At 64.0% G+C, this 12,529-nt stretch carries 12 protein-coding genes; 4 read left to right on the top strand and 8 right to left on the bottom strand.

All coding sequences use genetic code 11. The annotated features are described in order from the left end of the window. The first annotated feature begins 79 nt into the window (after nt 1-79). Nucleotides 80-1,129 carry a DUF937 domain-containing protein gene (locus NKJ00_RS00800; protein ID WP_352610036.1) on the top strand — a complete coding sequence of 350 codons (1,050 nt, stop codon included), beginning with the start codon at nt 80-82 and terminating at the stop codon, nt 1,127-1,129. Nucleotides 1,130-1,286: 157 nt separating this feature from the next. On the opposite strand, the gene NKJ00_RS00795 is transcribed toward NKJ00_RS00800, so the two are convergent. Continuing rightward, on the bottom strand, nt 1,287-1,577 hold the full coding sequence (locus NKJ00_RS00795; RefSeq protein ID WP_127254768.1) for a DUF1127 domain-containing protein: 291 nt from the start codon (nt 1,575-1,577) through the stop codon (nt 1,287-1,289). 178 nt (nt 1,578-1,755) lie between these two features. Here NKJ00_RS00795 and NKJ00_RS00790 point away from each other — a divergent pair, with 178 nt between their 5' ends. The 3 genes from NKJ00_RS00790 to NKJ00_RS00780 all read left to right on the top strand — a co-directional run bounded on the left by NKJ00_RS00790 (nt 1,756) and on the right by NKJ00_RS00780 (nt 5,550). Continuing rightward, nucleotides 1,756-2,712 (top strand): LysR substrate-binding domain-containing protein, encoded by a 957-nt coding sequence (locus NKJ00_RS00790; protein ID WP_027035580.1) that lies wholly within the window; start codon nt 1,756-1,758, stop codon nt 2,710-2,712. 83 nt (nt 2,713-2,795) lie between these two features. Beyond that, a complete protein-coding gene (gene xseA, locus NKJ00_RS00785; RefSeq protein ID WP_352440707.1) occupies nt 2,796-4,427 on the top strand; it encodes an exodeoxyribonuclease VII large subunit in 1,632 nt (543 codons plus the stop codon). Between the two features lie 4 nt (nt 4,428-4,431). Further along, the gene (locus NKJ00_RS00780) at nt 4,432-5,550 is read left to right on the top strand and encodes a DmpA family aminopeptidase (protein ID WP_352440708.1); all 1,119 of its coding nucleotides are present in this window, start codon (nt 4,432-4,434) and stop codon (nt 5,548-5,550) included. A 53-nt stretch (nt 5,551-5,603) separates the two neighbouring features. Here NKJ00_RS00780 and NKJ00_RS00775 read toward each other — a convergent pair whose 3' ends face one another. The 7 genes from NKJ00_RS00775 to ehuD form a co-directional block, all read right to left on the bottom strand. Then, nucleotides 5,604-5,924: a hypothetical protein gene (locus NKJ00_RS00775; RefSeq protein WP_245273059.1), complete on the bottom strand. Its 321-nt coding sequence runs from the start codon at nt 5,922-5,924 to the stop codon at nt 5,604-5,606. 404 nt (nt 5,925-6,328) lie between these two features. Then, on the bottom strand, nt 6,329-7,327 hold the full coding sequence (gene doeB, locus NKJ00_RS00770; protein WP_023809041.1) for a N(2)-acetyl-L-2,4-diaminobutanoate deacetylase DoeB: 999 nt from the start codon (nt 7,325-7,327) through the stop codon (nt 6,329-6,331). 5 nt (nt 7,328-7,332) lie between these two features. After that, nucleotides 7,333-8,511 carry an ectoine hydrolase DoeA gene (gene doeA / locus NKJ00_RS00765; protein WP_023809042.1) on the bottom strand — a complete coding sequence of 393 codons (1,179 nt, stop codon included), beginning with the start codon at nt 8,509-8,511 and terminating at the stop codon, nt 7,333-7,335. A 151-nt stretch (nt 8,512-8,662) separates the two neighbouring features. After that, nucleotides 8,663-9,655, bottom strand: coding sequence for an ectoine utilization protein EutC (gene eutC / locus NKJ00_RS00760; RefSeq protein WP_352440709.1), 993 nt, complete (start codon nt 9,653-9,655; stop codon nt 8,663-8,665). 232 nt (nt 9,656-9,887) lie between these two features. Continuing rightward, nucleotides 9,888-10,880: a hydroxyectoine utilization dehydratase EutB gene (eutB, locus tag NKJ00_RS00755; protein WP_352628363.1), complete on the bottom strand. Its 993-nt coding sequence runs from the start codon at nt 10,878-10,880 to the stop codon at nt 9,888-9,890. A 186-nt stretch (nt 10,881-11,066) separates the two neighbouring features. Then, nucleotides 11,067-11,843: an ectoine utilization protein EutA gene (eutA, locus tag NKJ00_RS00750; RefSeq protein WP_352628361.1), complete on the bottom strand. Its 777-nt coding sequence runs from the start codon at nt 11,841-11,843 to the stop codon at nt 11,067-11,069. Between the two features lie 3 nt (nt 11,844-11,846). Further along, on the bottom strand, nt 11,847-12,506 hold the full coding sequence (ehuD, locus tag NKJ00_RS00745) for an ectoine/hydroxyectoine ABC transporter permease subunit EhuD (RefSeq protein WP_352440712.1): 660 nt from the start codon (nt 12,504-12,506) through the stop codon (nt 11,847-11,849). Nucleotides 12,507-12,529 lie beyond the last annotated feature (23 nt).

Below are 12,529 nucleotides of genomic sequence, written 5' to 3'. Positions count from 1 at the left end.
ACCGGCCGGCAAAAGTCGCTTCAATCGGAAGTGGAAACAAACTAGGCTTCTTCGGCGAGGATTTCCGGAGGAGAGACCAATGCCTTCCTTGTTCGACATGCTGACGCAGGCCCAGAACGGCAACGGCATGCAGGCCCTTGCCCAGCAATACGGGCTCTCGATGCAGCAGACGCAAGCGGCGGTCGCCGCGTTGCTGCCGGCCTTTTCGCAAGGGCTGCAGCGCAACACCGCCGACCCTTACGGGCTCGGCGCCTTCATGGCGGCGATGGCCCGCGGCCAGCACGCCAAGTATTTCGAGGACGCAACCCGGGCCTTCTCGCCGCAAGGCGTGGATGAGGGCAACGGCATTCTCGGGCACCTGTTCGGCTCGAAAGACCTGTCTCGCGCCGTGGCCAGCCAGGCGGCGCAAGCCAGCGGCGTCAATCAGCAGATCCTGCAGCAGATGCTGCCGGCGATCGCCTCGATGGTCATGGGCGGGCTGTTCAAGCAGACGACAAATCAGATGCAGGCCGCCGGCGGTTTTGGCGGCGGCGGCAACAATCCGCTCGGCGAGATCATCGAGCAGATGATGCGCCAAGGCGGCGCCATGCAGGCCCCGGCGCCGCAGCCGCGCCAGGCGCCGCAGCCCCAGAATCCAATCGACAATCCGCTCGGCAAGGTGTTGCAGGACATGTTCGGCGGCGGTGCGCCTCAGCCACAGCCGCAAAGCCAGCCGCAGCCGCAGCCTAATCCCTACGGCGACAATCCGCTCGGCAAGGTGCTGCAGGACATGTTCGGCGGTGGCGCGCCTCAGCCGCAGCCGCAAGGGCGGACGCAGCCGCAGCCTCAGCAGACACAGAGCCCCTACGGAGACAATCCGCTGGGGAAAATCTTCGAGGAGATGCTGCGGCAAGGTGGCGGTGGCTTAGGCGGCATCCCTGGCGGACAGCCGGCGCCGCAACAGCCTCAAGCGCCCCCACAGCAGCGTCAGGCACCGCAGCCACAGGCCAATCCGAGCGGCAGGCCAACGAATCCGTTCGACGACCTGTTCGGCAAGATGTTCGAGACCGGCGCCCAGCAGCGTGACGACTACCAGAAGGGCGTGGAGACGATCTTCGACCAGTTCAAGCGGGATATGGATCGGCGGTAGGCGGTCTTCGCTGAGGTAGAAAGAGAAAAGCCCGGTCCTGGGAGGACCGGGCAGAGTGCAGGCGGGCCGGGGGGATCCGGCAGGGAGTGGGAGCCTGCATACTCGTCAGTCGCGTCGAACCCCGAAAAGGTTCACGACCTAAACAACAAGCAACAGATCAGGCCACCTTGCGGGCGATGTCCTCGATCGTTTCGACGCGATCGCTGGCGATTTCGCGCAGCATCGCCGTCGGGTCGCGGCCAAACGGCACGTCGATGGCGACGTGCAGGTCGGCGCGCGTCAGGCCGATATCGGCGAGTTCGGCGTCCGACATCTCGCCAAGGCGATAAAAGGCGCGGCGGTTTTTCCAGGCGCGATAGATGTTGGAGACGGTGTTGGCCACGCGAGTCGCAACGGCCGGACGCGAGGTGATGCGCGAGGTCTCGGTGGCGAAATCGAACGTGGTCATTGTCGGTCTCCTTCAGACTCGAACGGGCAAAGCCTTGCAATCGGCGCTGGCGACAGCGGCCGTTCCGGCTTCGATTCACATGCCTTCATGTGGACAATACCAATTTGCCATCGAGTGATTGATTAATCCAACGAATGTTTCTAATCTTTACCATCAACACTAGTGATGGATCATGTCGATGAAATCGCCGCTCGATCTCGATCAATTGCAGACCTTCATCTCGATCGCCGATACCGGCAGCTTCACCAGGGCGGCCGAAGAGGTGCACCGGACCCAGTCGGCGGTTTCGATGCAGATGCGCCGTCTGGAGGAGCGGCTCGGCAAGCCGCTGTTCGAAAAGGACGGGCGCACCAACAGGCTGACCGAGGAAGGCGACAAGCTGCTCTCCTATGCGCGGCGGCTGCTCTATCTCAACCGTGAGACGCTGGCTGCCTTCGATGACCGGCGGCTCGAAGGCACGATCCGCATCGGCACGCCCGACGACTATGCCGATCGTTTCCTGCCCGAGATCATGGCGCGGTTCACGCGCTCCAATCCGCGCGTCGAACTGACCGTCATCTGCGAGCCGACGCCGGGGCTGGTCGAGCATATCAAGCGCGGCAATCTCGACCTCGCGCTGGTGACTCACAACGACGTACGCGGCCAGTCGGAGGTGGTGCGGCGCGAACCGCTGCTGTGGGTCACCTCGGCCAACCATGCGACGCATGAGCAGGAAACGCTGCCGATGGCCTTTGGCCGGCCGAACTGCATCTGGCGGCGCGCCGCCGTCGATGTGCTCGACCAGCAGAACCGCGACTATCGCATCCTGTTCACCAGTTTCTCGGCCACCGTCATCACCGCCGCGGTGCTTTCCGGGCTGGCGATCTCGGTGCTGCCGGAATGCGCGCTGCGGCCCGGCATGCGGGTGCTGAGCGAAGCCGACGGCTTCGGCGCCCTGCCCGATTGCCGCATCGGTATCATGCGCGGCCAGACGTCGCGGCCGGAGATCGTCGATGCGCTCGCCCGCCATATTTCGGAAAGCCTGGACAATATCTCCGTCCCGGTCGGCGAAGACCCCGGGACATTCGATTTCGCAGCACTCGCCTTCACCAAGCTGCGGCGAACCAAGCCGAACCAGATTCTGCCCGGCTGGTAGGCAGGGTCAGGTATGCGGGTTATGAACGGCTGGCCCGACGCAACCGCCTTGACGCGGGCGCCCAACCGTTCCCCAATCGGCCGATGAGCGAAGCAGCATCCGAATCACGCACCAACGCCGCCGAATATACGGTGAGCGAGATTTCCGGCGCGCTGAAGCGCACGGTCGAGGACGTTTTCGGCAATGTGCGGGTGCGTGGCGAAATATCAGGCTATCGCGGGCCGCATTCCTCAGGTCATGCCTATTTCGCGCTGAAGGACGACCGCGCCCGGCTCGACGCCGTGGTGTGGAAAGGCACGATGAGCCGGCTGAAATTCCGTCCCGAAGAGGGCATGGAGGTGATCGCCACCGGTAAGCTCACCACCTATCCCGGCAAGTCCAACTACCAGATCGTCATCGACAATCTGGAGCCTGCCGGCGCCGGCGCGCTGATGGCGCTGCTGGAGGAGCGCAAGCGGCGGCTACAGGCCGAGGGGCTGTTCGATGCCGGCCGCAAGCGGTTGCTGCCATTCATGCCGCGCATCATCGGCGTCGTCACCTCGCCGACAGGATCCGTCATCCGAGACATCATCCACCGCATCAAGGACCGCTTTCCGCTGCACATCCTGGTCTGGCCGGTGCGTGTTCAGGGCGAGATGTCAGGCGCGGAAGTGACTGCTGCGGTCAACGGCTTCAACGCGCTGGCATGGGATGGCGCCATCCAGCGTCCCGATCTGTTGATCGTGGCGCGTGGCGGCGGCAGCCTCGAAGACCTCTGGGGCTTCAACGACGAGGCGCTCGCCCGCGCGGTTGCCGCTTCCGGCATTCCGGTGATCTCGGCTGTCGGCCACGAGACCGACTGGACGCTGATCGACCTCGTTGCCGATGTGCGGGCGCCGACGCCGACGGGTGCGGCCGAAATCGCTGTGCCGGTGAAGGCGGACCTTGAAGCAACGCTTGCCAGCCTCGGTGCGCGGCTGAAAGCGGCGGTCCTGCGCAATTTCGAGCGCAAACGGCAGGCTGCTCGTGCGGCGGCCCGCGCACTGCCTTCGCCCGACCAATTGCTGGCGCTGCCGCGCCGACGCCTCGATGAGGCGACATCCAGGCTCGGCCGGGGCCTGTTGGTCTCCACCGAACGTAAGCGTGCAAGGTTTTTTGCCGTAAAGCTGACACCGGCAATGCTGTCGCAGCGCATTGCCGAGGCGCGGCGCACCAACGAACGCAATCTTTTGCGAGCACAAGGGGCATTGCGAACGTTGGCAAGAGCCCGGCGTGCGGAGCTTAACCGAGCGGCGGATCAATTGCCAAAATGTGCCAGGGCATCGCTGCAGCGGCACAAGCAGCAATTGACCATGCTGCAAGGCCGCATCACGATCGAGCCGACGGCACGGCGGCAACGCGTGCAGAGGGATTTGCTGACAGCTTTGACAAGACGCGGCACGCAAGCAGTGGTGCTCAGGCTGGAGCGCCTGCGCGGCCGCGTCGTCCAGGCCGACAGGCTGATGGCAACACTGTCGCACAAGGCCGTCCTGGCGCGCGGCTTTGCGCTGGTGAGGGATGCGGATGGCGCGGTGATCAAGCAGGCTGCCGATGTGGCGTCGGGAATGGCGCTTTCGCTCGAGTTCGCCGACGGCACCGCCGATGCGGTGGCGATCAGCGGCACGGCAAAACCGAAAGCCGTGGCCAAGCCGGCGGCCAAGGCCAAAGAGCCTGGCAATCAGGGATCCCTGTTCTGACACCATGACCGACAATCCGCATCATCTGACAACGCCCTCAGGCAAACCGCGCGCGCGGAATTTCGGCATCGGCTTCGACGGGCGGCCCGGACCGTTCAATGCGATCACCGACGTGCCCGGCGTGGCTGTCGGCTATGCGACGCTGATCTCGGGCGATGGCGCGCTTGTCGTCGGCGGGGGACCAGTGCGCACCGGCGTGACCGCGATCCTGCCCAGGCCGCTCGCCGACCTCGCCACGCCGGTCTTCGCCGGCATCTTCAGCCAGAACGGAAACGGCGAACTGACCGGCTCGCACATCGTCGAGGAAACCGGGGCTTTCAACTTCCCGATCACCATCACCAACACGCATTCCTGCGGTGTTTCACGCGACGGCACGCTGCGCTGGATGCAAAGCGTGCTGCCGGCAGCGCTCGACAGCGGCTGGGGGCTGCCGGTGGCGGCGGAGACCTATGACGGCTTCCTCAACGACATCAACGGTCACCATTTGACGTCAGCGCATGTTGCGCAGGCCCTCGACGGCGCCGCCGGCGGACCGATCGAGGAAGGCAGCGTCGGCGGCGGTACCGGCATGATCACTTTCGGCTTCAAGGCCGGCTCCGGCACCGCATCGCGCATCGTCGAATGGCACGGCCGTGCCTACACCGTCGGCGCCTTCGTGCAGTCTAATTTTGGAAAACGGCGCAATATCACCATTCGCGGCCTGCGCGTCGGGCCGGAACTCGTCGAGCCGGCGGTCCGCGAAGGCACACCGCGTGCTGAAAAGGGCTCGATCATTGCCGTCGTCGCCACCGACGCACCGTTCCTGCCGCATCAGATGAAGCGGCTGGCCCGCCGGGTGCCGCTCGGCGTCGCCATGACCGGCGGCTTCGGCTATCACAGCTCAGGCGACATTTTTATCGCCTTCTCAACCGCCAATGCGAGCGCAGCGCTGGCGCCCTCCGGCCGCATCGCCAGCGCCAATTTTATTCCGGACACCGATATCGATCCGTTTTTCGATGCGGTGATCCAGACCGTGGAGGAAGCAATCCTCAACGCGGTGGTTGCCAACGACGATATGACCGGACGCGACGGAAATTTCGTGCCGGCGCTGCCGAAGGCGTGGCTGAAGGAGAAGTTTGGCTGAAGACAAAAACGCGGGCCAGAAGCCCGCGCTGGAACAACGTCGCCGCTATGCGATCATTCCGCGGCTTTTCCGGGGGGCTGCTGGCTTTCCTCGGCCTCGGCGGCTTCCTCAAGCCGGGATGCGATAAGTTCCTGGATATCGCCGACTTCTTCCTGGATGTCCTCCAGCGGGATGCCGACCTCGGCCGCCTCGGCGGCGCACTCCTTGGCCAGGGTTTCGGCCTGCTTGTCGATCCTTGCCTGGGAGGACTGGCAATGGACCTTTTCGCCGATCCATCCCCGCAAGAATTCGATGGCGTGTTCACTCATACTGCTGTTCCCTGGCGGCAAAGCCGGTTGGTAATCATAAACGTCGACATCCCGCAAAGGATGCATGTCCCCATTCCAGCCGAGTCGCGGTCGGCCGGCAAGCCAATGCCGTCCAAGGTCCACAGAGCCATAGGAAATCGAGGGGTCAAGAGCATTTTCTGATTCTGGAGGAGTCGGTACCGTTGGCTAGGTCACGCCCAGCGCTGCGCCACTGTTTCTATTTCCTTTTTTCCGGTTTCCGAGCCGATTTCCGTCACAATAGATGGCGCAACATACTACACATTCACAGTTGCTTCGAGGTGTGGCCCTCGAGCGCGCGGGTCGAAGCCGCCGCTATATAGTGACATCCTCCTGCAATGTCGACTCCGCTCGCCATGCTGCTTCTTTCCGCCGCGCCGAAGGCTCCGCAACGGACCAAGAGCAAGTGACGATGGACGCGAACGGGGTGGAGCAAGCCTCGGCGGAATCGCTCAGACGGGCACAGCCACCACCGCCGCGCAGTCGCCGGCCTTGACCAGCCCGGGGAAATGCCGCGCCGCCAGCATGCCCGACATTTTTGCCTGGATCTCCTGCGGGGCGATGCCGGTGCGGCCGGTGGAATGGATGCGCGCCAGCACCGCGCCCTTTTCGACGGGTTCACCGAGATCGACCATGGTTTCGATCATGCCGTCATCTTCGGCGAAGGAGAAACAATCGCCCGATGGCATATCCAACCACTGGGTTGAGGTCTTCTCCACCGCACCGGCGACAATGCCGGCGTGGCGCAGCACGTTGAGAATGCCGTGCCGCGCGATCCGCACGGTTTGCGCGCGCGACGTGCCGCCGCCGCCAAGCTCGGTGCTGACGAAGACCTTGCCCATCTCCTCGGCTGCCGTGTCATACATGCCGATGGCGTCGATTTCGATCATGCGCATCGAGAACGGGGCGGCGAAGGCTGCGACCGCGTCGAAGGCTTTCTGTTCCAGCGCCTTGTCGGGCAAGGTGTGCGCGGCGCAGAACGGCACGAAGTCCAGCGTCTTGCCGCCGGAATGGAAGTCGAACACGATGTCGGCGCGGGGGAGCAGCTCACGCTGGAAATAGTCGGCGATCTTTTCGGTCACCGTTCCGTCCGGCCGGCCGGGAAAGCTGCGGTTCATGTTGCCCTTGTCGATCGGCGAGGTGCGCTTGCCGGCACGGAAGGCCGGATAGTTCATTGCCGGCACGATGATCACCGTGCCGCTGACATCTTTCGGGTCGAGCGTGCGGGCGAGATCGTAAAGGGCCAGCGGTCCCTCATACTCATCGCCATGGTTGCCCCCGGTCAGCAGCGCTGCCGGCCCGTTGCCGTTGCGGATGACGCAGATCGGGATCATCACCGAGCCCCACGCGGAATCGTCGCGGCTGTAGGGCAAGCGCAGGAAACCGTGCTGGATGCCGTCGCGGTCGAAATCGACGGTCGGCGCGATCGGCGACGGGCGGGTGCTGGACATCGGGCTCAATCCTTCACCGCCAGCTTACGCGGCACATTGGCCAGGCACTCTACACCGGTTTCGGTGATCAGGATGGACTCGGTGATTTCCAGTCCCATCGTTTCCAGCCACAGGCCGGTCATGAAATGGAAGGTCATGCCGGGCTTGAGTTCGGTGCGGTCGCCGGGACGCAGGCTCATCGTGCGCTCGCCCCAGTCCGGCGGATAGGACAGTCCGATCGAATAGCCGGTGCGGTTGTCCTTGATGATGCCGTATCGCTTGAGGACACCGAAGAAGGCGTTGGCAATGTCCTCGCAGGCGTTGCCGGGTTTCGCCGCGGCCAGCCCCGCTTCCATGCCTTCCAGCGTCGCCTTCTCGGCATCGAGGAATTCCTGCGTCGGCTTGCCGAGGAAGACGGTGCGCGACAGCGGGCAGTGATAGCGATTGTAGCAGCCGGCAATCTCGAAGAAGGTGCCCTCGCCCCGCTTCATCGGTCTGTCATCCCAGGTCAGATGCGGCGCCGAGGCATCGGCACCCGACGGCAGCAGCGGCACGATCGCCGGATAATCACCGCCGATACCGTCGACGCCGCGCGTGCCGGCATCATAGATTTCGGCAACGAGATCGCATTTGCGCATGCCGACCTCGATCTTGTCGAAGATGCGCTGGTGCATCGCTTCGACGATGCGGGCCGCCTTGCGCATATAGTCGATCTCGGTCGGGCTCTTCACCGCACGCTGCCAGTTGACCAGCGCGGTGGCATCGACAAAGCGGGCATTGGGCAAATGCTTCTGCAGCGACGCGAAGGCGGCCGCCGAGAACCAGTAATTGTCCATTTCGACGCCGACTGTCAGCTTGCCCCAGCCGCGATCCGCAAGCACGCTCGCCAAAAAATCCATCGGGTGGCGCTCGGTCGACTGCACATAGTGGTCGGCATAGCCGACGATGTTGTCGTGCGCGAGATAGGCGGTGCGCTTGGCGCCGTTGGCGTCCTGGCCGCGGCCGTACCAGACCGGCTCGCCCGAAGGCGGCACGATAACCGCCTGGTGCACATAGAACGACCAGCCATCATAGCCGGTCAACCAGGCCATATTGGAAGGATCGCTGATAACAAGAAGATCGACGCCCTTCACCTCCATGGCTTTGCGCGTTTTGGCGAGACGATCCGCAAATTCGCCGCGCGAGAACTTCAGGTTCGGTTGCATTGTTCTTGGTCCTCGTTTGTTGGGCCTTGCGGCCGGTATCAGCTTTGAATCCAACTCGTCGTTCTTGTTTGAGAGTGATCTCTGGACAAAACGGAAACTGTTTGTCCGAGAAAACCTGTTCCCACTTTTCCGGATCACGCTTTGGCCAGCATCAGCTTTCGAAAATCGTTCCGGAGTTGGCCACCCTCGCGCGATCTCGAGCGAGCGTGGCGATCGCCGTGTCCTGGACGCCAGTGCCGGTGAGGTCGGCGATGGTGATGTCGCTGGCCGAGCGCCGGCCATGTTTTTCGCCGGCGATGATCTGGCCGAGTTCGGTCACCTCTTCCTCGGCGGCCATCACGCCCGCCGCGATGGCATGGTGCAGCTCACCCAACCGCCTTGTCTGGCGGGCACTGTCGGCGACATAGAGATCGGCCATGCGCAGGATTGCCGGCGCGATCTCGTTCTTATGCTCGGCGTCGGAACCCATCGCGGTGATGTGCTGGCCGGCGGAAACGAATCCCGCCTTGATCAGCGGCTCGGTCGAAGGCGTGGTGGTGACGATGATGTCGGCGCCGGCGACCGCGTTTGCCGCGTCGGATTCAGCGCGCACGACGATGCCGATCTTTTCGCGCAGGGCTCCGGCGGTCGCCTCGGCCTTTGCCGCATCGCGCGCCCAGATGCGCGCCTCGGCAATCGGCCGCACCAGCATGAGGGATTCCAATTGCAATCCGGCCTGGACGCCGGCGCCGAAGATCGCGGCAACGGACGAGTCCTGCCGCGACAGATGTTTGGCGGCGACGGCGCCGGCGGCAGCCGTGCGGACGTCGGTGAGATAGCCATTGTCGAGCAACAGCGCCTCGACTAGGCCGGTCTTGGCCGAAAGCAGCACCATCATGCCGTTGACGCTGGGCAGGCCGAGCTTCGGATTGTCGAAGAAGCCGGGGCTGATCTTGATGGCGAAGCCGTCAATGCCCGGCACATAGGCTGTCTTCACGTCGACCTCGCCGTGGTACTCGGGAATGTCGAGCCGCAGGATCGGCGGCATCGCCACCGGCAGGGTAGCGAGCGCGCGGAAAGCGTTTTCAATGCAGGCGACGGCATCGAGATCGAGTGTCACGATCGCCCGCAACTCTTTCTCGGTAAGGATGGTCATCCGGCTCATGCGGCGCGCTCCGGAGTGGCAAGCTCTGCAAAGGACAGCGTTCTGTCACACCCCCCTCTGTCCTGCCGGACATCTCCCCCGCAAGGGGGGAGATTGGACTTCATCTTTGCCTTCGCCAATCTCAGACGCCGCAAGAAAAGCGGCAGCATCGAAGCTGCCGATCTCCCCCCTTGCGGGGGAGATGTCCGGCAGGACAGAGGGGGGTGTGAAGAAACTCGGCGTGAAAGACGTTTCATCCGGCGCGACCCGCATTTATCGAAGTGTCACCGCAGACGATTTTCCGATGCAGCTCCATATCAATGTTTCGGCCAGAAAGAAGCACAACCACCGGCCCGTTCGCCGTAATCTTGCCGGCGAGCAGTGCGGCGATGCCGACCGCGCCGGCGCCCTCGACGATCTCGCGCTCCTGCGCATAGGCGTGGCGGATGCCGGCGGCGATCTCGTCTTCGCTGAGCAGGACGACATCGTCGAGCAGGTCGCGGCACATGGCGAAGGTCAGCCGGTTGTCGAGGCCGATGCCACCACCGAGCGAATCCGCCAGCGTCGGCAATTCTTCCACCAGCACCGGCTGGCCCGCATCGAGGCTGGCCTTCATCGCCGCGCCACGCGCCATCGAGACACCGACGACTTTTGTCCGGGGGCTGACGCCTTTGATGGCTGTAGCAACCCCTGATGCGAGCCCACCGCCGGAGATCTGGGCCAGAACGAGGGCGGCATCCGGGACCTGCTCGATCATCTCAAGCCCGAGCGTGCCTTGCCCGGCGATAATGTCGGGATGGTCGAAGGGCGGCAGCATAACCAGCCCCTCTTGCGCCACCAGCCGATCGACCTCCTGCTGGGCATCGTCCTGGCTGTCGCCGACGATGCGGACTTCCGCGCCAAGCCGGCGGATCTCGTCGAGCTTGTTGCCGGGCACCAGGCGCGACATGCAGATTACGGCGCGCATGCCCTCAAGCTTCGCCGCATGCGCCAGCGCGCGGCCGTGATTGCCGGTCGAGGCCGCGACCACGCCCCGCGCCTTCTGTTCGGCGTTCAACGAGGCGACGGCGTTCGAGGCGCCACGCAGCTTGAAGCTGCCGGTGGTCTGGCGATGCTCGAGCTTGAGGTGAACGGGGACGCCGAACTGTTCCGAGAGGCTGTGGGACAAGACGGTTGGCGTGCGCTCGACTTTACCAGCGATACGCTCACGGGCGGTACGGATGTCGGTGAGAATGACGGCGGGCATCACGAAACGCCCCCCTCTGGCCTGCCGGCCATCTCCCCCTCAAGGGGGGAGATTAGCGGCTGCAACACCTTCGCCAATTGTCGATGTTGCAGGAAGAGCGGTGACGCATGAACTGCCAATCTCCCCCCTTGAGGGGGAGATAGCCGGCAGGCCAGAGGGGGGTGCTCGCTCACACTGGACATAATCTTACTGAACCAAGGGCAACGTCATCAGCCGCCCGAACTCAGGATGCGGCGCCTCATCCCCGCACAATCTCAGGCAGTTCCAGGCGGTCGCCTGGTTGCTGGTCACCACGGGACGTCCAATAGAATTTTCCATGCCGGTGACCGCGAGGGCGCTACGCAGCGCCGTGCACGACACGAACAGCGCATCGGCGCTGGCGTCGGTCGCTTCACGCGCCAGGTCGACAAGCGTTGCCGGTGCGATGCGTGCCATCTCGCGGTCGTCCTCGAAGCCGAGGCAGGTGAAGCTGACGATCTCGAAGCCGCGCGCGGCGAAATAGGCGGCCATCGGCCTGGATGTCTCGACCGTGTAGGGAGTGAGAATGCTGATCTTGTTTGCGCCCAGAGCACGCAGCCCGCGCACGCCCGCCATCGGCGGTGTGACCACCGGCACGCCGGGCTTTGCGACCTGGATCGCCGCCTCGATCTCGGCATCGCCGATCACCACCGAGGCCGAAGTGCAGGAATAGCAGATGGCATCGAGCTTCTCGTCCGGCAGGATCAGGGCCGCGCCCGCCGTCAGCGCCGGCTGCATCTTGCGCAGGTTTTCAGGCGTCGTCGGGTTGGCATAGGGAATGCGCGCGACATAGACGCCGACCCGCTCGCCCGCCACCATGCGGCGGAAATCCGGTTCGCTGGTATGGTCGGAGGCCAGGATAATTAGGCCGACGCGCCGCTCCAGCGGGCGCGCATCCAGCGCCGACCGTTTCGGGTAGACCTTGATCTCGGGCAAGGGTTTCATCGGCTACCTCTCGATCTTGCCGTAGCGGCGTTCCAGCCAGCGCAGCAGCACGACCGAAAACAGACTGATGACCAGGAAGAAAGCACCGACCAGGGTGATCGGCTCGATATAGCGATAGTAGGTGTTGGCGACGCTTTTGGCCTGGTTCATCAGTTCCAGCACGGTGATTGCCGACAGCAGCGGCGTTTCCTTGAACATGGCGATGAAGTAATTGGCGAGCGCCGGTATCATCGGCGGGATAGCCTGCGGAATGATGATGTTGGTCCAGGTCTGCGTGGCGCTCAGATTGCACGCCTTGGCCGCTTCCCACTGGCCGCGCGGCACATTGTCGATGCCGGCGCGATAAACTTCCGCCGTGTAGGTGCCGTAGTGCAGCCCGAGCCCGATGACACCGGCGACCAGCGGCGGCAGCAGGATGCCGATGTCGGGCAGCACGTAGAAAATGAAATAGAGCTGCACCAGCAATGGCGTGCCGCGGATGAACTCTGCGAGGAAGCCGACCGTGCGCGACAGCGCTTTGTTGGGCGAGCGGCGCGCAAGCGCAATGCCAAGCCCGACGATCGCCGCCAGCACCGAGCCGAGCAGCGTCGCCAGGATGGTGATCTTCACCCCCTGGATCAGCGTCGGCATGATTTCCCAGACGAAGTTCCAATCCCACTCCATCAGCAAGCCCAATTTGTCAGAAG

Origin of the sequence: Mesorhizobium sp. M0227 (genome assembly GCF_040321855.1) — a bacterium.
Lineage (GTDB): Bacteria > Pseudomonadota > Alphaproteobacteria > Rhizobiales > Rhizobiaceae > Mesorhizobium.
This window is presented reverse-complemented; position numbering and strand designations above follow the sequence as displayed.

What these genes read in the sequence shown, in the direction of transcription:
- NKJ00_RS00775 (WP_245273059.1), bottom strand. Translation starts at nt 5,924, where the DNA reads ATGCATCCTTTGCGGGATGTCGACGTTTATGATTACCAACCGGCTTTG.
- NKJ00_RS00800 (WP_352610036.1), top strand. Translation starts at nt 80, where the DNA reads ATGCCTTCCTTGTTCGACATGCTGACGCAGGCCCAGAACGGCAACGGC.
- doeA (WP_023809042.1), bottom strand. Translation starts at nt 8,511, where the DNA reads ATGCAACCGAACCTGAAGTTCTCGCGCGGCGAATTTGCGGATCGTCTC.
- NKJ00_RS00780 (WP_352440708.1), top strand. Translation starts at nt 4,432, where the DNA reads ATGACCGACAATCCGCATCATCTGACAACGCCCTCAGGCAAACCGCGC.
- ehuD (WP_352440712.1), bottom strand. Translation starts at nt 12,506, where the DNA reads ATGGAGTGGGATTGGAACTTCGTCTGGGAAATCATGCCGACGCTGATC.
- doeB (WP_023809041.1), bottom strand. Translation starts at nt 7,327, where the DNA reads ATGTCCAGCACCCGCCCGTCGCCGATCGCGCCGACCGTCGATTTCGAC.
- eutC (WP_352440709.1), bottom strand. Translation starts at nt 9,655, where the DNA reads ATGAGCCGGATGACCATCCTTACCGAGAAAGAGTTGCGGGCGATCGTG.
- NKJ00_RS00790 (WP_027035580.1), top strand. Translation starts at nt 1,756, where the DNA reads ATGAAATCGCCGCTCGATCTCGATCAATTGCAGACCTTCATCTCGATC.
- xseA (WP_352440707.1), top strand. Translation starts at nt 2,796, where the DNA reads ATGAGCGAAGCAGCATCCGAATCACGCACCAACGCCGCCGAATATACG.
- eutA (WP_352628361.1), bottom strand. Translation starts at nt 11,843, where the DNA reads ATGAAACCCTTGCCCGAGATCAAGGTCTACCCGAAACGGTCGGCGCTG.
- NKJ00_RS00795 (WP_127254768.1), bottom strand. Translation starts at nt 1,577, where the DNA reads ATGACCACGTTCGATTTCGCCACCGAGACCTCGCGCATCACCTCGCGT.
- eutB (WP_352628363.1), bottom strand. Translation starts at nt 10,880, where the DNA reads ATGCCCGCCGTCATTCTCACCGACATCCGTACCGCCCGTGAGCGTATC.